The 23934-nt window shown below is 59.8% G+C and carries 20 protein-coding genes and 1 tRNA gene; 10 read left to right on the top strand and 11 right to left on the bottom strand.

From position 1 onward, the window contains the following. The first annotated feature begins 9 nt into the window (after nt 1-9). The 4 genes from E0502_RS09105 to E0502_RS09090 all read left to right on the top strand — a co-directional run bounded on the left by E0502_RS09105 (nt 10) and on the right by E0502_RS09090 (nt 5159). Nucleotides 10-1002: a phytoene/squalene synthase family protein gene (locus E0502_RS09105; RefSeq protein ID WP_137677707.1), complete on the top strand. Its 993-nt coding sequence runs from the start codon at nt 10-12 to the stop codon at nt 1000-1002. 170 nt (nt 1003-1172) lie between these two features. After that, a complete protein-coding gene (locus E0502_RS09100) occupies nt 1173-1601 on the top strand; it encodes a nuclear transport factor 2 family protein (protein WP_137677706.1) in 429 nt (142 codons plus the stop codon). After that, nucleotides 1598-3496, top strand: coding sequence for an acetyl-CoA carboxylase biotin carboxylase subunit (locus E0502_RS09095; RefSeq protein ID WP_137677705.1), 1899 nt, complete (start codon nt 1598-1600; stop codon nt 3494-3496). The genes E0502_RS09100 and E0502_RS09095 overlap by 4 nt, the downstream gene beginning before the upstream one ends. Before the next feature lie 112 nt (nt 3497-3608). Further along, complete coding sequence (locus E0502_RS09090; protein WP_137677704.1) at nt 3609-5159, top strand: acyl-CoA carboxylase subunit beta; 1551 nt, start codon at nt 3609-3611, stop codon at nt 5157-5159. Here the strand turns inward: E0502_RS09090 and E0502_RS09085 are convergent. After that, the gene (locus E0502_RS09085; protein WP_137678756.1) at nt 5156-6421 is read right to left on the bottom strand and encodes a multidrug effflux MFS transporter; all 1266 of its coding nucleotides are present in this window, start codon (nt 6419-6421) and stop codon (nt 5156-5158) included. The two genes, E0502_RS09090 and E0502_RS09085, sit on opposite strands and share 4 nt — an antisense overlap. Nucleotides 6422-6485: 64 nt before the next feature. On the opposite strand from E0502_RS09085, the gene dinB reads away from it, so the two are divergent. Continuing rightward, the gene (dinB, locus tag E0502_RS09080) at nt 6486-7616 is read left to right on the top strand and encodes a DNA polymerase IV (protein ID WP_137677703.1); all 1131 of its coding nucleotides are present in this window, start codon (nt 6486-6488) and stop codon (nt 7614-7616) included. Here dinB and E0502_RS09075 read toward each other — a convergent pair. From E0502_RS09075 to E0502_RS09055, 5 genes are all read right to left on the bottom strand, one after another. After that, nucleotides 7608-8090, bottom strand: coding sequence for an NUDIX domain-containing protein (locus E0502_RS09075; RefSeq protein ID WP_137677702.1), 483 nt, complete (start codon nt 8088-8090; stop codon nt 7608-7610). The genes dinB and E0502_RS09075 overlap by 9 nt on opposite strands. Further along, the gene (locus E0502_RS09070; RefSeq protein WP_137677701.1) at nt 8078-8698 is read right to left on the bottom strand and encodes a 6-phosphogluconolactonase; all 621 of its coding nucleotides are present in this window, start codon (nt 8696-8698) and stop codon (nt 8078-8080) included. The genes E0502_RS09075 and E0502_RS09070 overlap by 13 nt, the downstream gene beginning before the upstream one ends. 75 nt (nt 8699-8773) lie before the next feature. Next, on the bottom strand, nt 8774-9235 hold the full coding sequence (locus tag E0502_RS09065; RefSeq protein WP_137677700.1) for a Dps family protein: 462 nt from the start codon (nt 9233-9235) through the stop codon (nt 8774-8776). Between the two features lie 98 nt (nt 9236-9333). Beyond that, complete coding sequence (locus tag E0502_RS09060) at nt 9334-9894, bottom strand: hypothetical protein (protein ID WP_137677699.1); 561 nt, start codon at nt 9892-9894, stop codon at nt 9334-9336. Nucleotides 9895-9906: 12 nt separating this feature from the next. Continuing rightward, nucleotides 9907-11256: an alkaline phosphatase PhoX gene (locus E0502_RS09055; RefSeq protein WP_137677698.1), complete on the bottom strand. Its 1350-nt coding sequence runs from the start codon at nt 11254-11256 to the stop codon at nt 9907-9909. Nucleotides 11257-11372: 116 nt separating this feature from the next. Between E0502_RS09055 and E0502_RS09050 the strand changes: the two genes are divergently transcribed. Genes E0502_RS09050 through E0502_RS09040 form a run of 3 tightly spaced genes read left to right on the top strand, consistent with a single transcriptional unit; the run spans nt 11373 to nt 14502 of the window. Further along, nucleotides 11373-12167 carry an SDR family oxidoreductase gene (locus tag E0502_RS09050; protein WP_137678755.1) on the top strand — a complete coding sequence of 265 codons (795 nt, stop codon included), beginning with the start codon at nt 11373-11375 and terminating at the stop codon, nt 12165-12167. A gap of 18 nt (nt 12168-12185) precedes the next feature. Beyond that, on the top strand, nt 12186-13394 hold the full coding sequence (locus E0502_RS09045) for an acyl-CoA dehydrogenase family protein (protein WP_137677697.1): 1209 nt from the start codon (nt 12186-12188) through the stop codon (nt 13392-13394). 4 nt (nt 13395-13398) lie between these two features. After that, nucleotides 13399-14502: an acyl-CoA dehydrogenase family protein gene (locus tag E0502_RS09040; protein ID WP_137677696.1), complete on the top strand. Its 1104-nt coding sequence runs from the start codon at nt 13399-13401 to the stop codon at nt 14500-14502. A gap of 74 nt (nt 14503-14576) precedes the next feature. Here E0502_RS09040 and E0502_RS09035 read toward each other — a convergent pair whose 3' ends face one another. The 5 genes from E0502_RS09035 to E0502_RS09015 form a co-directional block, all read right to left on the bottom strand. After that, nucleotides 14577-15689, bottom strand: a complete 1113-nt coding sequence (locus E0502_RS09035; protein ID WP_137677695.1) for a hypothetical protein — start codon at nt 15687-15689, stop codon at nt 14577-14579. An 18-nt stretch (nt 15690-15707) separates the two neighbouring features. Continuing rightward, nucleotides 15708-16694, bottom strand: coding sequence for a hypothetical protein (locus E0502_RS09030; protein ID WP_137677694.1), 987 nt, complete (start codon nt 16692-16694; stop codon nt 15708-15710). Between the two features lie 72 nt (nt 16695-16766). Next, complete coding sequence (locus tag E0502_RS09025; RefSeq protein WP_137677693.1) at nt 16767-18011, bottom strand: HBL/NHE enterotoxin family protein; 1245 nt, start codon at nt 18009-18011, stop codon at nt 16767-16769. Between the two features lie 273 nt (nt 18012-18284). After that, nucleotides 18285-18358: transfer RNA gene (locus E0502_RS09020), tRNA-Gly, on the bottom strand. 130 nt (nt 18359-18488) lie between these two features. After that, on the bottom strand, nt 18489-20930 hold the full coding sequence (locus tag E0502_RS09015) for a TonB-dependent receptor (RefSeq protein WP_137677692.1): 2442 nt from the start codon (nt 20928-20930) through the stop codon (nt 18489-18491). A 90-nt stretch (nt 20931-21020) separates the two neighbouring features. Between E0502_RS09015 and E0502_RS09010 the strand changes: the two genes are divergently transcribed. Both E0502_RS09010 and E0502_RS09005 read left to right on the top strand, forming a co-directional pair. Next, complete coding sequence (locus tag E0502_RS09010) at nt 21021-22583, top strand: tetratricopeptide repeat-containing sulfotransferase family protein (RefSeq protein WP_161593746.1); 1563 nt, start codon at nt 21021-21023, stop codon at nt 22581-22583. A 74-nt stretch (nt 22584-22657) separates the two neighbouring features. Next, entirely contained in the window at nt 22658-23872 is a 1215-nt protein-coding gene (locus E0502_RS09005) for a DUF819 family protein (RefSeq protein ID WP_137677690.1), read from the top strand. Nucleotides 23873-23934: the final 62 nt, after the last annotated feature.

Raw genomic sequence — 23934 nt, 5'->3', positions numbered from 1 at the left:
CCTAACTATGTGCGCTCCACCCCGCGCAAGGCCGGCGGCGGGCGCAATCGCGGACCCTTGGTCGAAAAAGCCCATGCTGCCATTCGCGAGGGGTCGAAGAGCTTCCACGCGGCCAGCTTGCTGTTCTCTCGCAGGACTCGCGAGCGTGTATGGCTTCTTTACGCATGGTGCCGGCGGTGTGATGACATCGCCGACGGGCAGGACATGGGTGGCGCGCTGGGCGACCAGTCGGATATTGCCGACCGGGTCAAGTCGATCCGCATCCTGACGGCTCGCGCCCTCGACCAGCAGCCGACAGGCGACCCGGCGTTCGATGCGTTCGGCCTTGTCGCGTCGGAGTGCGGTTTGACCATGGAGGATGCCGATGCCGTCATCGCCGGGTTCGAACTCGATGCGGAAGACTGGCGCCCCAGGTCCGAAATGGATTTGATGCGCTATTGCTGGCACGTCGCGGGTGCTGTAGGGGTGATGATGGCCAAGGTCATGGGCGTGAGCGCTCACGATGAGGACACCTTGGCCCAGAACACTCTCGACAGGGCGGCAGACCTCGGCTTCGCGTTTCAGCTGGCCAATATCGCGCGCGATATCGCCGAAGACGACGCAGCAGACCGGTGTTACCTGCCGATCGAATGGCTGGTCGAAGAAGACATCGAACCCGGCCAGCATATGAAACCGCATCACCGGCAAGAACTGGCCGACATGGCGCAGCGGCTCGTTTCACTGATGGAAACCCATGCCGCAGCATCGCGCATCGGTGCATCGCGCCTGCCGTTCCGCAGCCGTTGGGCGATTCTGACTGCCGCCCGCATTTACACGGCGATCGGTCACGAGGTCCGCCGCCGGGGAACCGAAGCGTGGGACCACCGGGTTTACACCAGCAAGCTCGACAAGATCCGCCATGCGGCGATTGCGTTTTTGGAAGCGCTGATAAATCGTCCGCCTGAACCTGCCGAGATGCCGCGTTGGACCCGGTCTGCGTTGGTGAAGCGGGCTTCTGGCTAAGGTCTTGTTTGTGTCTCTGCGAGAAACCCAATCAGTACACCATCTCGACACGCACCACGCCGGTGGCTAATCCCCCAGCCATGAGAGGAACTCCCATTATAGTCGGGCTTTTGTTCGCATTCGCATCGCCTGCTTGGTCGCGCTCGCTGACCAGCGAACAGTCAGACGTCATGATCGACGCGCATGCTTTCTTCGGTGCGCTTCGCAGCTCGGACAAAACCGCCCTTGCCAATCACATGGTGCCCGAGGCCACTATCTTCGTCCATAACCGGATGGATCCTGACGCACCGCGCTTGGATATCGTCCCCGTGACAGATCATCTGCAACGATGGCTGAGCTCTCCGCCCGACGTCGTTGAATGGGTTCATTTCGAAACTATTCTGGTCGATGGCGATATGGCCCAAGTTTGGGGTCCATACTACTTTACGGTCGCGAAAAAACTGAGCCATTGCGGCATCAATTCCCTCAGTATGGTCAAGACCGACGAAGGATGGAAAGTCGCCAATACAAGTTTCACGATGGAAGCTCCGGAAAACTGTGATGGGATTGTGAAGAAGGTCCAGTCAACTTTCGTACGAACCGAGGCAGACCCGCGATGATCAAGAAACTCCTCATCGCCAATCGCGGCGAAATCGCCTGCCGTATCATCCGCACCGCGTTCGGAATGGGGATTGCGACAGTCGCGGTCTATTCGGACGCCGATGCCAAGGCGCTGCATGTGCGGCAAGCCGACGAGGCGGTGCATATCGGCCCTTCGCCCGCTGCCGAGAGCTACCTCGTGGGCGAGAAGATCATCGCTGCGGCGAAGGAGACGGGCGCGGAGGCGATCCACCCGGGCTACGGATTCCTGTCGGAGAATGCGGACTTCGCGCAGGCCGTTATCGACGCAGGATTGATCTGGGTCGGGCCGAAGCCGGAAAGCATCCGGGCGATGGGGCTGAAGGATGCTGCAAAAGAGCGGATGATTGCCGCCGGTGTGCCCGTGACACCCGGTTATCTGGGTGAAGACCAGTCGGTCGAGCGCCTGAAGAAGGAAGCCGATGCCATCGGCTATCCCGTACTGATCAAGGCGGTCGCGGGCGGTGGCGGTAAGGGCATGCGCAAGGTCGATGCGCCGGAGAACTTCGAAGCCGATCTCGAAAGCTGTCGGCGCGAGGCCAAGGCCAGTTTCTCCAACGACGAAGTGCTGCTCGAAAAGTGGATCACCTCGCCCCGCCATATCGAGGTGCAGGTGTTCGGCGACAGCCACGGCAATGTCGTCCACCTGTTCGAACGCGACTGCTCATTGCAGCGCCGCCACCAGAAGGTGATCGAGGAAGCCCCCGCCCCCGGCATGGACGAGGCCACCCGCGAAGCCATCTGCGCCGCCGCCGTGCGCGCCGCGAAAGCGGTCGATTACGAGGGCGCAGGCACGATTGAGTTTATCGCCGACGCCAGCGAAGGCCTGCGCGCCGACCGCATCTTCTTCATGGAGATGAACACGCGGCTTCAGGTCGAGCACCCGGTGACCGAGGAGATCACCGGGGTCGATCTGGTGGAGTGGCAGCTGCGCGTGGCAAGCGGGCAGCCGATCCCGCTCCGCCAAGAGGAGCTGTCGATCAACGGCTGGGCTATTGAGGCGCGGCTTTATGCGGAAGACCCGGCGAAAGGGTTTTTGCCGAGTACTGGGCGTTTGGAATATCTCAATGTATCGGACTATCTGGCACGCGTCGACACGGGCGTAGGGCAAGGGGCAGATGTTAGCCCATTTTACGACCCCATGATCGCCAAAGTCATTTGTCACGGCGATGATCGTAAGAGCGCAATTGAGGCCTTGCGCCAGTCAACCGCCAACGTTCAAATCTATCCGATCAAGCAGAACGCGTGGTTCCTCCTTAGACTGCTTCACCTTGAAGAATTCGTTTCAGGTCAAATGACGACTGGATCGATTGGCGAGCATCTCGAAGCACTGACAGAAGCGCCGAAGGCACCAATTTCGCTTCTAGCTATGATGGCCAACGACCTGCTTTATGCAGATGTTTTCGGCGATGACTACATTAAGCTCGAAGGGATTGGCGGCTTCCGGCTCAATGCGTCTCGCAAGGAAACGATGACTGTTCTCGTGGATGGCGAGCCTATCGAGGTGACGCCAGACGATACGGACCCGGATGCGTTTGTCCTGAACCTCGACCACAGCGGATACAGCGGTCAATTGCTCTTCAAAAACGGGGCAACGTTCAAAATGGAGCCTTACCGCTTCAACGGAGGCAGCCACGCCTCAGCCGCAGACGGCGCCATCCTCGCGCCGATGCCGGGCAAGGTCATCGCGGTCGATGTGGCCGAGGGAGACATCGTCACCGCTGGCCAGCGACTGATGGTGCTCGAAGCGATGAAGATGGAACACGCGCTCACCGCGCCCTTCGACGGGACCGTGACCGAGCTTTCCGCCAGCGAAGGCGCGCAGGTGCAGGTCGAGGCGGTGCTGTGCGTGGTGGAGCCTGCGGAGGAGGGCTAATCAGGCCGCACCGTCACCCTGAACTTGTTTCAGGGTCGATTTCGCCCCATGCATCTTTGTTCGAAGCTGAAGGATGGATGCTGAAACAAGTTCAGCATGACGGGAGCGGGTGTTGAGCTGGGCCAAGGAACTCGAAGAACTGCGCCACCGCGAAGCGCTCGCCGAGCAGATGGGCGGCGAAGACAAAGTCGCGCGCCAGCATGGCCGGGGCAAGATGGATGCCCGCGCGCGGCTCGCGGCACTGGTGGATGACGGCTCCTTCCGCGAAATCGGCAAGATTGCGGGCAAGGCCTCCTACGATGAAAACGGCGATCTTCAGGGCGTAATCCCCGCCCCGTTCCTGTTCGGCAAAGCGCTGATCGAAGGCCGCCCGGTCGTGGCCACAGCGGACGACTTCACCATTCGCGGCGGCGCAGCGGATGCCGGGATCAGTCGCAAGATGGTGCAGGCGGAGAGGATGGCGCACGAGCTGAAGCTGCCCATCATCCGGATGATCGACGGCACCGGTGGCGGCGGCTCCGTGAAAACGCTAGAGCAGATCGGTGCAACCTATATCCCCGCCGTGCCCGGCTGGGGCGATGTGGTCGAGAATCTAGACACCGTGCCGGTGGTGGCGCTCGCTCTGGGTCCGACCGCCGGCCTTGGCGCGGCGCGGACGGTTGCCAGCCATTACTCGATCATGGTGCGCGGCCTCTCGCAGATTTTTGCCGCCGGCCCTGCCGTGGTAGGCGCAATGGGTGCGACCTACCAGCAGGCAAAGGACCATGGCCAAGCCAAGGAAGAGCTTGGCGGTGTCGATATCCACACCCGCAACGGCGTGGTCGATGACGAGGTCGCCAGCGAAGCCGAAGCCTTTGCCCGCGCGCGGCATTTTCTCAGCTTCATGCCCGAACACGTCGGACAGCTTGCCCGCCGCTCCAACTGCACCGATCCGGTTCATCGCCGTGAGGAAGAACTTCTCAACCTGGTCCCGCACGACGCCAAGCAGGTCTATTCGATGCGCCGCTGCCTCGACATGGTGTTCGACCAGGGCACGGTGTTCGAAATCGGCCGGCACTGGGGGCGCGCTGCTATCACCGCGCTTGCCCGGCTCGATGGCTTCCCGGTGTGCATCGTGGCAAGCGATCCGAGCTATCTCGGCGGATCATGGGAAGCCAAGACGTCGGAAAAGGTCGAGCGCTTCGTCAAGCTGGCCGACCAGTTCCGCCTGCCGATCGTCCACCTGGTCGACAATCCCGGCTTCATGATCGGGCGCGAGGCGGAAATGGCGGGCACGATTCGCTACGGGGTCAATGCGATGAACGCGATCTATCGCGCCTCCGTGCCGCTCGCCTCCGTTGTCCTGCGCCGCGCATACGGCATCGCGGGCAGCGCGATGAGCAATGCGGAACGCTATCAATACCGGTTCTGCTGGCCGAGCGGTGACTGGGGCAGCTTGCCGATCGCGGGCGGGCTGGAAGTTGCCTACAAGTCCGAGCTTGAAGCCGCAGAGGATCCCGCAGCCGAACTGGAAGCGATCAAGCAACGTCTGGCAAAGGTCACCTCACCCTTCCGCAGCGCAGAACGCTTCAATGTCGAGGACATTATCGACCCGCGCGACACGCGGCCCTTGCTGTGTGAATTTGCCGGGCTGGCCTGGCGCAAGCTGGAAAGCGAACCCTAGTCCAGCGACGGCTCCGGCGGACCGAACAGCTTGCCGCGTTCCGAAAACAGGACGAAAATCAGCGTCAGCACGGCGGTGACAAGCAGCGCGGTGGCCAGTGGGCGAGCGGTCCCGTCATAGCTGTAACCGATATAGGCCCCGAGCAGCGCGCCGCTGGTCATCCGCAAAAAGCCCTGCGCGCTCGAAGCAGCTCCGGCAATGTGGCGGAACGGCTGCATTGCGATCGACCCGAAATTCGCCCCGATAAAGCCGAGCAGGCTCATGTTCGCCGCCATCAAGGGAACGAAGGTCCACAGTGTTTCATTCGGCTGGTGTGCAAACCACAGCTGCGCCGCCGCGACCATGATGAACGCAAACAATGCCGCATGGCTGACACGCCGGGCGCCGAACCGCTCGACAATGCGCGAATTGGACCAGTTGGCCAGCGCCATGCATCCTGCGCAGATAGCGAAGATCAGCGGGAAGCGTTCGCCCGCACCGAAGGCTTCGCCAATCAGTTGCTGGCTTGAGTTGATGAACCCGAACAGACCGCCGAACACCAGTGCACTGCCGAGCGTATAGCCGATCGTATGGCGCAGAGTGATGGCGCTTTTCATATTGCGCGCAATCGCCCTGATGCGAATTTCCTGCCGGTCTTCCTCGTGCAGCGTTTCAGGCAGGCGAATAAATACCCACAAGGCCATCACGACCCCGGCAACCGCCATCGAGACAAAGATCCAGCGCCAGTCGCCAAAAGCTACCATCACCGCCTGCCCGATACTGGGCGCGACAGCCGGGACCAGCAGAAATATGACGAAGATCAGGCTCATCATGCGGGCCATCTTGTCGCCCCCCACCCGGTCACGAATGATCGCGGGAGGCAAGGCGATGATCCCGGCAGCGAAAAAGCCCTGTGCAGCACGCAAGGCTACCAGCATGTCAAAAGTGCTCGCCAAGGCGCAGGCAATCGACAGGACGATATAGCACCCGAGCGCGACGAACAGCACCGGCCTGCGACCGAAACGGTCGGCAAACGCACCCGGTACCAGCGTACCCAGACCCGCAGCGAGCAAATAGACCCCGACCACGAACTGACGGCTGTTGCCCGGCGCGCCAAGGTCGCTCGCCACCGCGTCCAGTGCAGGAAGAATGGCATCGATACCGAAGGCGTTGCACGCCATCAGCAGCGCCATCATCCAGATCAGCTCGCGCTCGCCGATGACCGCGCGGCGCCGCTTGGCAACGGCGGGCCGTTCACCGTGGGAGAAATGATCATTTCGCATCTGCACAAAACCGGCGTTGCCGCACAAGGTTCCAGTTTGCAACCCAAGCGCCTATCATTGGTTGATGAGCGATGCGCCGGACAGGGCTGATACCGAACAAGACGAGGAAGCCGCGATTGGCCTGCGCAAGATCATTCATGTCGATATGGATGCGTTTTTCGCCAGCGTCGAACAGCGCGACAATCCGGAGCTGCGCGGCAAGCCAGTTGCTGTCGGCGGCTCGGGCGGGCGCGGCGTGGTTGCCGCGGCCAGTTACGAGGCGCGCAAGTTCGGCGTGAAAAGCGCAATGCCATCGGTCACCGCGCGCAGGCTTTGCCCCGATCTCATCTTCGTGCGCCACCGGTTCGACGCCTACAAGGAAGCAAGCGCGCAGATCCGCGAAATATTCCGCTTTTTCACACCCCATGTCGAACCGCTCAGCCTGGACGAAGCCTATCTCGATGTTACGGAGGACTTGCGCGGCATCGGCAGCGCCACCCGCATAGCCGAGCTGATCCGTCAGCGTATTCGCGAAGAAACCCGTCTGACCGCCAGCGCCGGGGTGAGCTACAATAAGTTTCTCGCCAAGCTCGCAAGTGACCAGAACAAGCCCGACGGGATCTGCGTGATCAAACCCGGTGATGGTGCACGATTCGTCCAGTCATTACCGGTGCGCCGCTTTCATGGTGTGGGTCCGAAAGGCGCGGCCAAGATGGCGAAACTTGGCATCGAGACAGGCGCCGATCTGGCAGCAAAGGATGTCGCCTTCCTGCGCGCGAATTTCGGAAGTTTTGCCGATTACCTTTATCGTGCATCGCGCGGCATCGACCTGCGCCCGGTGCGCGCCAACCGCATCCGCAAGTCAGTCGGTGGAGAACGCACATTCAGCGAGGATATATCCAGCGGCACAGCCCTGCGCGAGACGCTGGATAGCATCGTGGATATCGTGTGGGGAAGTATCGAGCGGTCGCAGGCAAAAGGCCGGACGATCACATTGAAAATGAAGTATACCGACTTTCAGACTGTGACGCGGGCCAGGTCGTTACCGCACAACGTGACAGGCAAGCCCGAGTTCTCTCAGACAGCGCACGCCTTGCTGGACGAGTCGCTGCCATTGCCCCTGCCGATCCGGCTGATGGGGCTAACCCTGTCAAACCTCGAACGCGCCGGAAAGGAAGAACCGCCGCGCGACGACGCGCAACTGTCGCTATTGTGATTTACCGTCCTGCTGTTCGCGCCAAAGTTGAAGCCTGCGGCGCGTTGCTGGCAGCAATGGTTCGGGCAGCGAATGTGTCGGGAAGAAGCGCGCTTCGACAATTTCGCGCCCATCGGGTTTAAGCTGACCGGAAACGCGGGTGAAAAAGACATGCACCGAATTGCTCGCACCCGAGAGTTCTTCGCACTGAATACCAAGATCTGTCATTCTGCCCGCTTCGCAGCCTGTCTCCTCGAGCAATTCCCGCCTGGCAGCCTCTTCCGGGCCTTCATCGCCCCTCACTCCACCGCTGGGGACTGCCCACCCGTGCGCACCATAACTGTGACGGACGAGCAGCAACTGATCGGACAGATTGAACGCCACCACGGCCACCCCGGTCAGTTCCGGCTTGGTGATCCGCCACACCAGCTTGCGGAGCGAATGCGCAGCAGGCATCAGCGCGCGCTGGATGGATGGCGGGATCAGGCGAAGCATGTGACCGGCTGGTTCGCTGCACCAAGGAAGCGCGCAATTGGCAAATCGTGATCACCGCGCATGGCCTGATCGAAGACCTCGCGCTTGTCGTCGCCGCGGATCACAAACATCACCTCATCGCTGTCGAGCAAGGCGGGAATTGTCAGCGTAATGCGATCAAACGGGGCCTCGGGCGGCAGCGGGTCGGGCGTGAGCTGCCGGATCGGAGCGGGATCGCTTACTTGAGGGTCGGTGTTGGGGAACAGCGACGCGATGTGTCCATCGCCCCCCATGCCGAGCCAGGCAATTGCGAAGTGCGGCACCTTTTCCATGATTGTCAGCGTAACCACCTGTGCTCCGACCGGATCGAACAGCGCGCGGATCTTGCCCGTGTTGCTGGCGGGATGATCTTCCGGAACGATCCGGTCGTCCCCTGGCCAGACTAGCAAGCGGGAGAAATCGAGATCGTGCTTCACCAGTTCTTCAAAAATGGGAAATGGGGTCGATCCGCCCGGAACCGTCATTGCGACGGGCCCGCGAGATTCGCGCAGCTTTGTCTCCAATCGCTGTGCGATCCAGCCGGCAATTCCTTCAGCGTCGATGTTCTGTTTGATCGTGATATTCTTCATGACGGACAGCCATAACAAAAAACCCGCCTCCGCACAGCGCAGAAGCGGGTTCTCTTGAGGGAATAGTGAAACGGTTTATTTAAGCGTCTGCGTCAGAAACCAGACACGTTCTTCAGCCATGTCGGTCCAATCATCCAGCAGCCCGTCGGTCGCATTGTCGCCTGCCTGTTCGGCCAGCGGCTTCATGGCCTTGAGGCGCTTGACCATTGCAGCATTGTCATCGCGCAATTCTTCGACCATTTTCTCGGGTGAAAGCGCTGCATCGTCCTGATCCTTGACCTGGGTCGCCTTGGCTACCGAACCGATCGAAGTCAGCGTGTTCTCACCCAGTTTGCGGACCCGTTCTCCAATCGCATCGATCTGGTCCCGCACCTCGATCGCCTGCTCGTCAAACATCAAATGCAGATCGCGGAAACGCGGCCCAGCTACATGCCAGTGAAAGTTCTTCGTCTTGAAATAAAGCGCCAGGTGATCGGCCAACAAACCGTTCAGTTCGCCAACCAATGCCGTTTTCGAATTATCGCCCGTGTTCGCCATGGGAATTCCTCCTTGCTATGCTGATGTATAAAAAACAAACACCGCAAATCGGCTCTGGCTCCCGGAGCAATTCCCCTTTCTGTGATCGACTGAAGCGATTAATCGATTAAGCCTCTGGCGGATAATCCGATTACAATGGAAGCCACCATCAACACCCCGGCTAACAACAGGCGCAACATTCGCAGCGGCATCCGCCCGATCTTTTCCGGTGCTGACCAGGCCGCCGCGAGTGCCAGACACCCGCCGATCGCGCCGCCCGCTGCTGCCAGCGCGGTCGCTGGGAGCGCCGCGGCCAACGCAAAAATCAGGAAGCGCGCGCCATCGGTGATCTGGTAACCTGCCAGCACGATTGCCATCGCCCCGACACTGCGCGTGGGCTCGACCAGCGCCCGCCTGCGGTTGGGCCAAGCGAGTTCGACCGCCGCGAGGAGCAGCGCCAGGGCGACAAGCATAGACTTCGCGGCCGGCGGCAACATGGCCGAGACTGTCCATCCCCCCCACGCCATCAGCCCTGCGGTCGCCGTCGAGACCACTAGCGCAGCGACGAGCAATCCGACGTGCCTGCCGAGCCGATCGGACAGCCGAGAGACCAGCAACTGGTCCCGGCTACCGAGCGATGTCAGGACAACCGCGACGAGCGCGAAGAGGAAAGCCGACACGCCTGAGCCCGGTCAGCCCCGCCGCAACCAGGGCCATGGCCCGGTAATCGCGAGCGTTGCTGTCGGGCTGTAGGCATTGACGAACAGCACGCGGCCATCGGGAGAGAAACAGGCACCAGCCGGTTCAGTCTGAAGCCGTAGCAGCGCTAGTGGATAGACTTTGCCGTCCGGCGCGATTCCCCGCAGATGGTTGGTCACCACTTCCGAGTACTGGTCTTCGCACACCACCAGGTGGCCGTCAGGGGCGATCGTCAGGTTGTCGCCGTAATTGAACTGGTCCGGGCTTGTGCTCTCGAAAAAGAGATCGAGCATGTCAGGTTCGCCGCCCTGCCCGACCTTCAGGCGGAATATCTGGCCGAGCTTGGCCGCGCCCCCGCTGGTGCAGGCGAAATACATCTCCCCGTCACCCATCCAGATGCCCTCCCCCCGAGCGAATAGGAGCCCGCCCATGGCCGCTCCGCGCAAACGCAGATCGTCTTCGGGTGCCTCCACATTGTCCATTGGAATCCAGCTCACCGCATGGCTCGACCCCGCAACCAAGGTGGGCGCGATGCCGGGTGCATCCCAATTGCGCGAGTCCGATATGCCGTCGACCAGCATCAAAGCTTCAAGCTTCCCGCCTTCGGCCAGCTTGCCCGGAACATTCGGAATGAAACGATAGAGCAGCGATTCGTTGCGATCCTCCGTCAGGTAGACGATGCCCGTCTCCGGATCGACGCAGGCTGCTTCGTGGTTGAACCTGCCCATCGCTTTCAATGGCACCGGATCGACCTGTTTCCCGGCATTGGCAGGCACTTCGAACACCCAGCCGTGGTCGCGATTGATCCGGCCATCGGCTTTGGCGGTGTTCTCCTCGCAGGTCAGCCAGCTACCCCATGGGGTGACCCCGCCAGCGCAATTTCGGATAGTCCCGGCAAGCGATCGGTACTGCTGTTCCACTTCAAGCGTCTTCGCATCGAGCACTAGCGTCGTGGTCCCGCCCGGCAGCGGGATCAGGCTGCGCGCGACCGTATCAAAGGCGGGCCCGCGCGCGCCGCCCGTGTCAGCGCCCGGCGAAAGCTCATGATTGCGCACCAGCGCGATCTTGCCCTTGCCCAGATCGAAGCAGCCCATGCCGTCGGCCTGGTCGGGCACAGTGCCGCCATCGTCCATCGCGTCGCCAAGCCGCGAAATGGCGCGGTAGGAAAAGCCAGCGGGCAGATCGAGAATGCCCTGCGGATCGGGGACCAAAGGACCGTAGTCGAACGGCTTGCTTGCCAGTCCGCCCGCACCACTGGCGGTGCAACCACTGGCAGCAAGCGCGGCGAAGGACGCAGCGGTCCCGGCGAGAAACTGGCGACGGTCGGCTGACGGGAAACTCATCTGGGCGAACTCCGGTTACTGTGTGGCCAACAGATATGCGTCTGCTCGACGAAGCGCAAATGACAGACGGCGTTTTCCGGTCTATCGCCGATTGCAAGGATCAGGGAGAGAGCAATATGGACTTCGCGCATAACCACGCAGCGGTTGTAACCGGAGGCGCCTCGGGCCTTGGGCAGGCGAGCGCGCGAGCGCTGGCAGAGGCGGGATTCAAAGTCGCAATTTTCGACATCAACGACGATGCCGGCGCAGCGACCGCGAAGGAAATCGGTGGTACGTTTCATCATGTCGACATCATGGACGAACAATCCGTGCAGGGCGGATTCGAGGCCGCACGCGCTGCGCATGGTCAGGAACGCCTGACGCTGCACTGCGCAATGGCGAGCAAGCGCGGCAAGACGCTCGGTTGGGACAAGGAAGCGGGCGGCTACAAGCGCCTTTCTACCGAAGACTACGAATTCGGCGCGCAGGGCATCCTCGTGGCCAGTTACCGCATCGCATCGATTTCCGCACTCGGCATGGCGAACAGCGAACCGGTTACCGATGATGGCGAGCGTGGTTCGATCATCCTGACCGCCAGTGTCGCCGCGCAAGATGGCCAGATCGGGCAGGTCATCTATGGCAGCTGCAAATCGGGCGTGAACGGCCTTGTCCTGCCCATGGCGCGCGATCTGATGGACATGGGCATTCGGGTGAACTCGATTATGCCGGGGATTTTCGCCACCCCGCTGATGCTGGGCATGAAGGATCGCAACCCCGCAATGTGGGCACAGCTCAATGCCAGCGTCCCTTTCCCCAAGCGGCTCGGCAATCCGGAAGAATTCGCTTCGCTGGTCCTTGAAATCGCCCGCAACGGCTACATCAACGGCCACCAGTTCAGGTTGGACGGCGCCATTCGGATGCCGCCGAAATAAAGATTCGAAAGGACCCCGATGAACATCGAATTCGGCCCCGAGCTTGAAGCCTTCCGTGCAGAAGTCTGCGCTTTTCTCGACACCGCACCAACGCCCGCAATCCGCGAGGCAGGGCGCAAGCTGACCAGCGTCTTCGGCCAGTTCGAGCAGGTGATGGAATGGCACCGCATTCTGTACAAACAGGGCTGGGCCGCGCCGCACTGGCCGGCCGAGCATGGCGGCACCGGCTGGTCGGTCGAACAGAAGTACATTTTCGCCGAGGAATACCGCAAGCGCGACCTGCCGCCCTTGCTGCCGCAAGGCGTGGGCATGGTCGGCCCGCTGCTGATCGACATCGGCACGCAGGAGCAGAAGGCGAAATATCTGCCGGGTATCCTGCAGGGCGATGATTTCTGGGCGCAGGGCTATTCCGAACCTAATTCGGGATCTGACCTTGCCTCGCTGCAATGCCGGGCAGAAGCAGACGGTGAGGACTACATCATCAATGGCTCCAAGATCTGGACCACTTACGCCCATCACGCGAACCGCATGTTCATGCTCGTGCGGACGGATAACAGCGGCAAGAAACAGCACGGCATCACTTTCCTCCTGCTCGACCGGATGGATTATCCGGGCATGACGGTGCGCCCGATCGTCGGGCTCGACGGATTCCCCGAGCAATGCGAAGTGTTCTTCGAGGATGTCCGGGTGCCGCAATCGGGCCGCGTCGGGGCGGAGAACGACGGCTGGTCGGTCGCCAAACACCTGCTCAAACACGAACGCGGCGGCGGGGCGCAAAGCCCGACCCTGAAACGCGGGCTCGAACGCATTCGTGAGGCTGCGCAGCACACGCCGAGCGGGTTCGGCACCGTGCTGGCAGAAGATCCGGTCTTCCAGCGCGATATGGGGGAACTGGAAGCAGATATCGCCAGCTTCGAACATTTTGAAAAGCTTGCCGTAAGCGGTCATCCGATCGCGAGCGATCCGGCCTATCCGTCGATGAACAAGACGATGAATTCAGAGCTGACCCAGCGGGTAACTGTCATGCTGACGCAGACCATCGGCAACGAAGCGCTGCCGCTGCAACTCGAAGCTTTGCGGGTCGGCGCCAATGCCCGGCCGCTCGGAACCGACCTCGAGCTCATCGCGATGCCGTGGTACCTCAACAGCCGCGCAACCACGATCTATGCCGGCAGCAACGAAGTTCAGCGCGACCTGATTGCCCGCACTGTCGGGCGGGAGGGATAAGGTCATGGATTTCACCTTCTCCGGCGAACAGCAGATGCTGCGCGACAGTGTATCCGCGTTCCTGCTGAAGCATTACGACTTTGACAAACGCAACGCGATTGTCCGTTCCGAGGCTGGCTGGTCGCGCGACGTGTGGGGCCAGTTCGCAGAACTCGGCCTGCTTGCCCTGCCTTTTGCAGAGGACCACGGCGGCCTTGGCGGATCGATGGCAGACCTGATTGCCATTGCCGAACCTTTCGGCGCGCATCTTCTGGCCGAGCCGTATCTCGCTTCGGTCATGCTCGGCGGCGCAGCGCTGGCGAAAGCGCCAGACGGATCGAGCGCAGCGGAGTGGCTCGAAAAGATCATGACGGGCGAGGCGATAGCCGCCTTGGCCTACGAAGAAGGGGCCGGGACGCCCGACCCGGCAATGGTCGGCCTCAAGGCCGCAAAAACCGCCGATGGCTTCGCGCTTTCAGGCGAGAAGCGCATGGTGCTAAGCGGCAGGGATGCGGATGTGATCGTGGTCGCGGCAAGAGGCGGGGACGGCAAACTTGCGCTGCTGACAGTCGATCCTGCAGCATACGGCCTCACCATCACACCGTTTGCCACCATCGATGGCAGGCGGGCAGCCCATCTCCGCTTCGACACGGTTGCCTTGCCCACCGACGCGCTGATCCTCGACGACGCCGAAACTGCACTGCGCAGCCTGCTCGACCGAGCAATTCTGGCCCTGTGCGCTGAAAGCGTCGGGGCGATGGGTGCGCTGCTCAAACAGACCGCCGAATATGCTGCCACCCGCAAGCAATTCGGTGTGGCCATCGGCACCTTCCAGACCGTCGCGCACCGGCTGGCAGACATGAAAATCGCTTACAGCAAAGCCCGAGCAACGCTGCTTTACACCACCGCTCTGATCGATGCAGGCCAGTCAGGTGCGAAGGACATCGCGATCCTGAAAGGCCAGACCGGCAAGCTGGGGCGCGAAATCGGCGAAGCGGCAATCCAGACCCATGGCGGCGTCGGCATGACCGACGAGCTGAGCATCAGCCATTTTCACAAGCGCATCCTTGCGAACGACGCCCTGCTGGGCAATGCGGAGTATCACCTGCGGAAAACAGGCACGCTCTGATCTAACAAGGTAGCATTGCAGAGCGCGGAGCATGCCCTTGCGCAACGCCATTCATCCCCGGAGACAGGACAAGTCTAGCCCATATGAAGGAGTGATCTGTCAGGCCCGGTATTCACTGCGATCGTGCCGAAACGTTCAAGCATTGTCGCGGAACGCGACCAGAAACGCTCGCCTGACTTGACTTGAGAGCCAAAGAATCCCTCAGTTTCAGGCGTGTTGAATTCGCCAAGCAAATCGACTGAGCTCAGCCAGTTCTTCAGTTCCGACTGAAAACCTTCCATCAGGGCAAGGACTTCAGCGACCTGAGACTGGAAGATTTTTATTTGCGCCGCCAACAAGGTTAGCGTCGCATAGTCGGCTTTGTCAGTCGCAATCTGAGTTGTGACAGACACGATCTGACGTCCGATCTCGGCCTGCTTCTTGTATGTTTCGCTGATTTCCGAGTTGTAAGCCGCGACTTCTTTCCCAAAGCCGTAAACGGAGACTGCACCACCGACGATACCCCCGGCGACCTCGCCGCCGAGTACTAACGAACCGATTTCAAATCCGAAGGCGATTGCATCGGGAATCTTGTCGACCGCACCAGCCGCGATCTGGCCGTTGATTTCGGCAAGCTGCGCCTGCAGGTCTTCCTGCTGTTGCTTCAGCTTGCCGATAAGGTTTTGGTCTTCGGCTTCCTGCATGGCCGTCTCGAGGCGGACATAGTCATCGTCAATCGACTGCGTCAGGACCCTTAGGTCGGACGTCATGTTCATCATGCGCGTGAAGTTGTTTTGCCGCCCTTGATCGGTGCTGACAACAGATTCGATCGAATCGAGAACGAAGCGGAAGTTCTTCAAATCGGATTTGTAATCGTCGGTTGACGGGTCTGCTAGGTCCAGCTCGTCTGCCAATTCCGCGGTACTGTTTCCGAGCAACGCGCCGATAGAAACAGCCACGGATTTCAGCGTGTTGATTGTGCCACTCGCGTAGCCAAAACCTCCGCCATTCTGATACTCACGCGCATGTTCCGCGGCAAGAGCCTCATCTTCCGGCAACGTTGCAAGCAGCCCATTGGTCATCGGGGATTGCAGGATCAGCGTCTGCGCACATGCCTGCGTCACCGAAGCGCTCTTGTTTATTTGACTGAATTGGGTCGCCAGACTTGCCCCAAGTTCGCCCCCGGGCACCAGATAATTGCTTGCCATTGTAATGTCTCCCAGTCTTCATCCACCGATGGTTTTTGCTTGATTGGCTGCCGCTGCCACGTCTTCAGCGAACACTTTGAGCAACGTCAGCGCGACTGCTGGATTCTGCGATGACTGCTGAATTACATCGTTCAATTGATTGGAAAGTTGCTGCAGCGCATTGTCGAGCGTCTGCAAGACATCCAGCAGGACCGAGACCGCTGTATTCACGTTGTAAAAGCCTGCCAGCACGGCCTGATAGCCCTGCTGGTTCACCATGAGCTGATATTCTTCGGCTCCTAACTCGCTCTGTTTCTTCCGGATTTCGATGATCTGGTGAATGATTGTTCCACCAAAAGTCACAATACCCAGAATGACGCTGCCAGCGGAATTGAGACTGTTGATCCTGGACTGCAAGTCCTTGATGTGCATGTCAATTTGCTGCTTTTCCTGATTGATTGCAGTTTGGGCGACCTGGTTGGCATTTGCACCCGACTGGTAAGCAGCCTGAACTCCGTCGCGAAATGTCGTGCCAGCTTGAGCCAGACCGGTCGCTTTGGGCTGAATATCGTTCAGTACTTCGACCAGCTTTTTCGACATTTCCGATACGGTCTGCTCATCGGCCTGATTGACCACATGTTTCGTCAAGCGATCCAGCCTCTCGACCGAAGCCGCCACCATCGGCATGTGTTTCTTAAGGCCAGACCATTGCGACAAAGCCGCCTGCATGTTTTGTGCGGCTGTCTCCATCTGGTTTTCACCGGTGAATGTCCACGGCAGGCCATGGATCGTGCCAATCTCCTGTTCAACAAGACTGAGAGCCTGAGTGACCCCTGCAGTCGCCTGCGAGAAAGTCACTGCAGTGGAGCCTGCCTGCGCGAGATTGGCGGATGATTCCATTGCAGCCGCGGCACGAATCTGCCCGGCACTGCTTTCTTTTGTTTGCTCCGACAACGAGTCCACTAGGGGTGCGTATTGCTGCAAAAGGGCTTCGGCGGTTGCATCGTCGGGATAGCCTTCAGGCATAGGGATTTCCTCGGTAATGATTAGGTGCCTGTCCGGAATCCTGGAGACCGGACAGGCTACATCTGGGTCAGGTCAGGCGCCGGAGTGTGATCGCGCAAATTCCGCGACCTCATCGTAGGTCGGGTACGGCGCATCGCCCTTGATCTTCGGTTTCATTTCCTGCGTGCTTGCAAGATTATTGAGGATAGTTTCCGCTGTATTCTCAGCGGCCGCCCAATCGGCCTGCGGGGATTTGAACAAAGCTTCCAAGATCGTGCCCATGACCATGTAGGACGGATTCTTGGTTGGATCCTGCTGTTGAATCCAGTTCTTCAGATCCGCCTCCGGCAGAGATAGCGCGCTGACGACGCTGGACAGGTTGTTGTCCATCTGCTGCCAAACCGTCACGATTTCCTCCAGCGCGGTATAAATGCTGCTGGTCAGTGTGGAAATCGTGGTCGCGGTGTTGCCGATCGTGTTGAGAGCCGCGAGTTCGGCACGGTCCGTAGCCAACTCCTGGGTCTTCTTGACGATATCCGCTTCCTTGTTCGCCAGATCGACTGCGCCGTAAATCGACGTCCCCACCCCACCGGCAATCACGACAGCGCCAGCTACGATGATCGCGGTGGAAGCGCCCGCGGTTTCAAATTCAAGCAGTGCTCCGACCGCTACAATCAGGATCCCGACAATAACCGCGGTCGCACCACCGGCGATCACAGCCCTGTCCGAATTGATCGCTTCGTTGTCGGCCTTGATATCGGCCAGCTTGTTTTTGATGTCCGCCGCGATGCCGGTACTCGAATTCATCGCCAGTTCGTGGAAATGGTTGAACGCTTTTTCGTCGAGGCTCACCGCCTGCTCATAGGCAGTGATCGCCTTGTACACTCCAAGCGCACTCGTGGCCTTCGGATCGCTGGTGCTGCCTCCGTCACCATACAGCAGGGAACCGACTTGCTGCTGGAGCGCCTGTAGCTCTGCGGCAAGATTGGTCATCGTTCCACTGCTCGGCGGATTCTCGTCAGTCGCCGTTTTGATTTCATCGATGGCGGCATTGATGCTGCTAGCAAGTCCGGAGTAGAGACGATTGTAGTCAACTATGGCCTGCATCTGGTTCTGTATGCCTGCCGTAATGTTGTCCGACCAGTTCTGGGCATTACCCTGCGCTGTTTTCAAGGCGGGGTTCACGCCATCGAAGTCTGGCAGAGCAATCTTTGGCACATCGGGTTGACTTCTGATGCGCTTATTCGCCGCCTGAATAGCAATGAATGCGCCAGCAATGGCTTTTTGTTGATCAAGAGTGGGCGGGTTCACTGGTTTGGTTTTTACGTCGTCTGCCATTTTTGGTCTCCATTGGGGATGAATATCCCGGTCCGTTCAATCGCGACCCACACGATTATTTTATGACGAGTTAATACGATTTGCAGCGAGGCAAAAAATGCCCCGCCTTAAGTTCATGATCAATTCGTTGGACAGACTATACTTGGGAAATAGCATCGGTAATTGTAAAAATACGAACCTTAGTTGATTCGCTTTTCATCAAGCATAGTTGCGCATTGAAGCGGGTGTCAAAGGGCACCCGCGCGACAGACTGCTTGTTCAGATCAAATGGATTGGAGCGGGTGAAGGGAATCGAACCCTCGTCGTCAGCTTGGGAAGCTGCTGCTCTACCATTGAGCTACACCCGCATCATCCGCACTGTGTCGGAGGCGGGCATTTGCCGCAGAGGTCCAATCAGGTCAACGCCGGATAGTGCGCCGATAGCAAAAGGCGCGACGGATCGCTCCGCCGCGCCTTTGCGCTATAGGTCGTTAATTGTCAGAAGTCCTTTCGAACCCGGATGCCGATCTGGCGCGGCGGGGCAACGAAGGTGCCATAAGTCCGCGTGTACACCGGATCGCCGTTTATATCCGAAACAGACTGGTCGAACAGCGGCGTGCCGCGCACGCCGGTCTCGCCGAACTCGTTGAAGATATTGTTGACATAGGCCGTAATCGACAGGCTGCCGTCGCTCAGGTTGAGCGAGAAATTGTGCGTGTCGAAGCCCGGCAACACAAGGCCGCCTGCACGGCTGCCGGTACGCGTCAGAACGTCGGAATGCGCGGTCATGCCGTAGCTCAGGGTCAAGTCCCAATCGTTTGACACAGGCATTTCGTAGTCAGCGAAGAAACTGCCCTGGTGTTTGGGCGAACCCGGCAAGCGGTCGCCGTCCTGCCCGGCAACCGGACTTGTGCCAAAGCCCGGAGGCGTCAACAGGTTGAGCAGCGATGGAGAAAGGGCGGTCAATTGCGCATCGGTGTAGCTGTAAGCTCCACGGAAGCTCAGCCGCTCCGTTGCCTGCAGCGCACCATAAAGCTCGAAGCCCTTCGATTCCGCACCGGCACCGTTGATGGTAATGGGTGAAGAACCGTTGATTGTGGCCGACGCCACCTGCGGGCCCTTCCAGTCGATGTAATAGACCGCGCCGTTCAGCGTCAGTCGGCGATCCATCCACTGGGTCTTGAAGCCAATCTCGTAATTGGTCGTCTTGTCCGCGGAGTATTCGAGCTCGTTCGGCAAGCCGCAGATATTCTGCACCTGGCCGCTGTTCGGATCGCATGGGTCCAGTCCGTTGGAATTCCCGATACGGAAACCCTGGCTGACGGTCGCGTAAAGCAGAGCGTCAGTGGTGAATTCGTAGGACGTGTTGAATTTGAACAGGAAGCCATTGTCTTTCTGGTTCGCCGGCGTGAAATTGAGGATGATCTGGTCTTGCGGATCGCCGAAGAACACAGTGTTGAGTAGCGGCAGATCAACTGCGCTTTCCGTCTGCAGATCGTAATCATAGTACCGTCCGCCCGCCGTCACCTGCCAGGCATCGGTGATCTGAAAGCTGAGCTCACCAAATACGGCGGCCTCTCGCAGATCGGAATTGAACGGCGCGATATATTCGATCGCATCCGGACGCAGCTGCACGCCGCCAAACTCATCGACGGCAAACTGGTCGAAGCCCGGCGCGAATTCCGTACTCAGCGCGCGGACTTTTTCCTTGTTGTAGAAACCGCCGATAATGAAGCTGAGCGGGCCATCGATGTCCGACACCAGCCGCACTTCCTGTGTGAAGATCGTCGTCTTGTCGCGTTCTTCGGTGAAGGCGGTGAAGTTGGGGAACTGCTCGTAGCTGTATTCAAGGGTGATCAGCAGATCGGTCTGGTCGCGGTTGCCCAGCTCCCGATGGTCGGAGTATCCGGTCGCCGACACCAGGCTGGCAAATCCGAGGTCGAGCTCTGCCTCTAGTGCCACCAGCTGGGTTTTCCGGCGGTTTGGCTCCGGCACGCGCAGAGCGTTCTCGTATTTGCCGATCTGAACCGGAAAATTGCTCAACCGGAACTGCGAAAACTGGCGGCCGTCGGTGCGCGCGTCCTGAAAATAGTAAGTCAGTGTCGCATCAAACGCATCCGACGGGTTGAAGCGCAGCGCAGCGCGAGCCGAAAGCGTATCGTCCGTATTGAGATCTCGCAGCGGGGTGAAGTTCGCCGGATTGCCGATGTCGTCAGGGTTGACCAGCCCGACAGTCTGGATGTTCGGGTTGCTGGTCACGGCATAGGGATAGTCGATGAAGCCGCGGTCATTTGTGTAATCAATCGAACCACGGAACGCGATGGTGTTGGTCAGCGGAATGTTGATCGTCAGGCCGGTATCGCTGCTAAGCCCGTGACCGGATTTGTAGGTGTAGAGATCCGCTCGCACCTGGCCGCTAATACCGTCGAACTTCGGCTTCACCGGGATATAACGGATCGCCCCCCCGAGCGTGCCGGCACCGTAGAGCGTGCCTTGCGGCCCGAGCAGAAACTCGACGCGCTCCATGTCGTTCAGGCGCAGGTCGACGTAGAGCGGAATGTCACCAACGTAGGTGGAGACCGCGCCACCTCCATCATTGTTGCCGTCAAACGAACCAAGGCCGGTCGCATTGAGGCCGCGGAAGACAATCGGCGTGCCAGCGCGGTTGCCCTGGTCGAGGATGTAGACACCGGGAACTGTGGCGGCGACTTCGCGCAGATTGTCGAGACCCTGTGCTTCGATCTGCGCACCGCCGACTGCCGAGATGTTGATTGGAACGTCCTGCACCGTGCCTTCGCGGCGGGTGGCGGTAACGATAATGATATCGTCGTCGATCTCTTCGGCACCCTCAGGGCTGACAGGTTGAGCTTGCGCCGCGAACGGGATAGTGCTCGCCGCAGCAAACAGCAGCGACCGAGCCGGTATTTTTGTGAACTTCATTATTTTCTGTCCTGCCCTGTTGGTGAACTGTATGAATCTGTCGCAATTCTATCGATGCTGCAACTGCGAAGCCATGTCGTAGGTCGAGAAATGTCAATCGTTGAGGCAAAAAAGCAACTACGCGCAGGGGCGCTGAAAAAGGCGTATGATCTGGCGCTGGATGCACTCGCGCTTGACCGGGCGGACGCTGAGGCATGGGGCGTCATGTCGCTGGTCGCGCTCGAAGGCGGGAATGTAGCCAAGGCGCTGGATATTTCTGACAAGGCAATAGCACTGGGCAATCAGTCGCCTTTGGTCCTGGGTGGGCGCGGGCGCGCGTTGCTCGCGACCGGCAGGCAGGACGAAGCGCGCGAACTTGCGGCTTCGATACCGCTCGACGCATGCGGCGATGCGCTCGAAGCTGACACCGTCGGCGTTATTCTGGCCCGGACCGGATTGCACGAACAGGCAGTGCCATATTTCGAGCGCGCCTTGAGCACTCAGCCATCCAACGCTCAATTCGGATACAATCTCGCCACCTCGTTGCAGTTCGTTGGCCGGCTGGATGAAGCCAGGCTGGCCTATGCGCGGGTGCTCGATGCCGATCCGGCCTTCCACCGAGCACGCCTCGCGCTGGTCCAGCTGCAATCGCGCGGCGAGCACGATCTCGCAGCTGTCGAAACCCTTTTCGAACAGTGCTCGGGCGATGCCGATAGCGCGCTTCAACTGGGCCACGCCGCCGCACGGATTCTTGAAAGCAGAGGCGATCACACTGGCGCCTTGGACTGGCTGTTCAAGGCCAAACACGGCAAGGCGGCAGCAGTCGAACACAATCGCGCCTGGGCGGAGAAACTGTTCGCCGCCGCCAGGGAACGCAACCCGGCATCGCTTCAACCTGTGGCCGAAACCAGTGAAGACGAATGCGCGCCCGTCTTCGTCCTTGGTATGCCGCGAAGCGGCACAACGCTGGTCGAACGGATACTCTCAAGCCATGCCAAAATTGCGACCGCTGGCGAACTTCCCGACTTTGCTTTGCTGGTCAAACGCAGCAGCGATACCACCGGGCCCCACACGCTTTCGCCCGAATTGTTGTCCGCTGCCTATGACCCCGAGCAAGTCGGCAAGGCATATCTTGCCCGCACCGAACCAATGGCAGGGGCAAACCTCAGGCTGATCGACAAGATGCCGTTCAACCTCTTCTTCGCCGCCCATATCCTCGAGAGCCTGCCGGCGGCACGCATCGTGATGGTCCGGCGCGACCCGCGCGACACGGTGTTCGCCAATTTCCGGCAGCTGTTCGCAACCGATTTTGGCTATTATGACTATGCCTATGACCTTGCGGACACCGCGCACTTCGTTGCCGGTTTCACTGACCTGGCTGAGCATTGGCGCGCGGCCTTGCCGGCGGGTCGCTATACCGAAGTCCACTACGAAACGCTTGTTGCCGAGCAAGAAAGCGAAAGCCGCCGGCTAATCGATTTTCTCGGGTTACAGTGGGATGATGCCTGCCTTCATTTCCATCGCAACGCAGCGCCGGTGGCGACGGCCAGTTCGGTTCAAGTGCGCGCGCCGATCCACAACAAGTCGGTCGGCCAGTGGCAGCGCTACGGCAAGTATGGCGAGCAAGTCGATGCCGATTTGCGGCGTTTCGGCGTGAGTTTTGCCGACAATTAACCAGCAGGCATGGCCAACTGTCACTGGCCGCCCTAGCGTTCATCCGGCAGCAGAGATTTGGGAACACGCACTTCATGATTACTGACGACCGGATCATCCTCGGCCTGCTGGCCGCTGTCCTGGCATTTGTATTCTTCACCCGCGACCGTGCGGGCTGGAAGAAGTTCTACACCTTCATTCCGATCATCCTGGTGTGTTACCTTTTGCCATCATTGATGGTCACATTCCGCCTGATCGACGTCAGCGAGAGCAATCTGTGGACCATCGCCAAGGACTATTTCCTGCCCGCCGCGCTGTTTCTGATGACCCTGAGTATCGACATGAAAGGGATCCTCGGGCTTGGCTCAAAGGCGCTCATCATGTTCTTTACCGCCACCATCGGGATTATCCTGGGCGGGCCGATCGCCCTGTGGATTGTCGCTCAGTTCGATCCTGCAATCATCGGTTCGGGCAGCGACGCGGCTTGGCGCGGTCTGGCGACCCTGGCAGGCAGCTGGATCGGTGGCGGCGCAAACCAGACCGCGATGCTGGAAGTGTATGGCTACAACATCGAGAACTATTCGGCTCTCATTGCGGTCGACATTATCGTGGCCAATATCTGGATGGCGTTCCTGCTCTACGGGGCTGGCAGCAGCAAGCGCGTCGACGGCTGGCTGAAAGCGGATAGCAGCGCAATCGATCGCCTGCGGGACAAGATGGCCGACTACACTGCGTCGGTCGAGCGGGTCGCCAGCGCAAACGACTATGTGCTGTTGTTTGGTGCGACTTTCGCCGTGGTCGGATTGTGTCATCTGGCGGGAACATTCCTCGGCGGGTTCTTCAGCCAATTGCAGGGCGAAGATGCCACACTGGCGAGCAGCTTCTTCTGGGTCGTGGTCGTATCGACCACGCTCGGCCTCGCGGCCAGTTTCACCCGGGCACGCAATCTCGAAGGGGTTGGTGCGAGCAAGTTCGGAACGGTGTTTATCTTCCTGCTCGTCGCCGTAATCGGTACAAAAATGGATGTGACCAAACTGGCCGATACACCTTCGTTCATGGCAATCGGCGTTATCTGGATGCTGTTTCACACCATCTTGCTGCTGGTCGTCGCGCGCATCATCCGAGCGCCGTTCTTTTTTGTTGCCGTGGGGAGCAAGGCCAATGTCGGCGGGGCTGCGTCCGCGCCAGTCCTCGCCAGCGCATTCCATCCGGCGCTCGCTCCTGTCGGCGTATTGCTCGCGGTGCTCGGTTATGCGGTCGGCACATACGGCGCGATTCTGTGCGCACAAATGATGGCCGGCATCGGATAGCCGGAACAGGCCATGACGGATTCGCATTGAGTCCGCGAACGCGCTAAGAGGCGCGCAACATT

This window comes from Parerythrobacter lutipelagi (assembly GCF_005434975.1).
Lineage (GTDB): Bacteria > Pseudomonadota > Alphaproteobacteria > Sphingomonadales > Sphingomonadaceae > Parerythrobacter_A > Parerythrobacter_A lutipelagi.
This window is presented reverse-complemented; position numbering and strand designations above follow the sequence as displayed.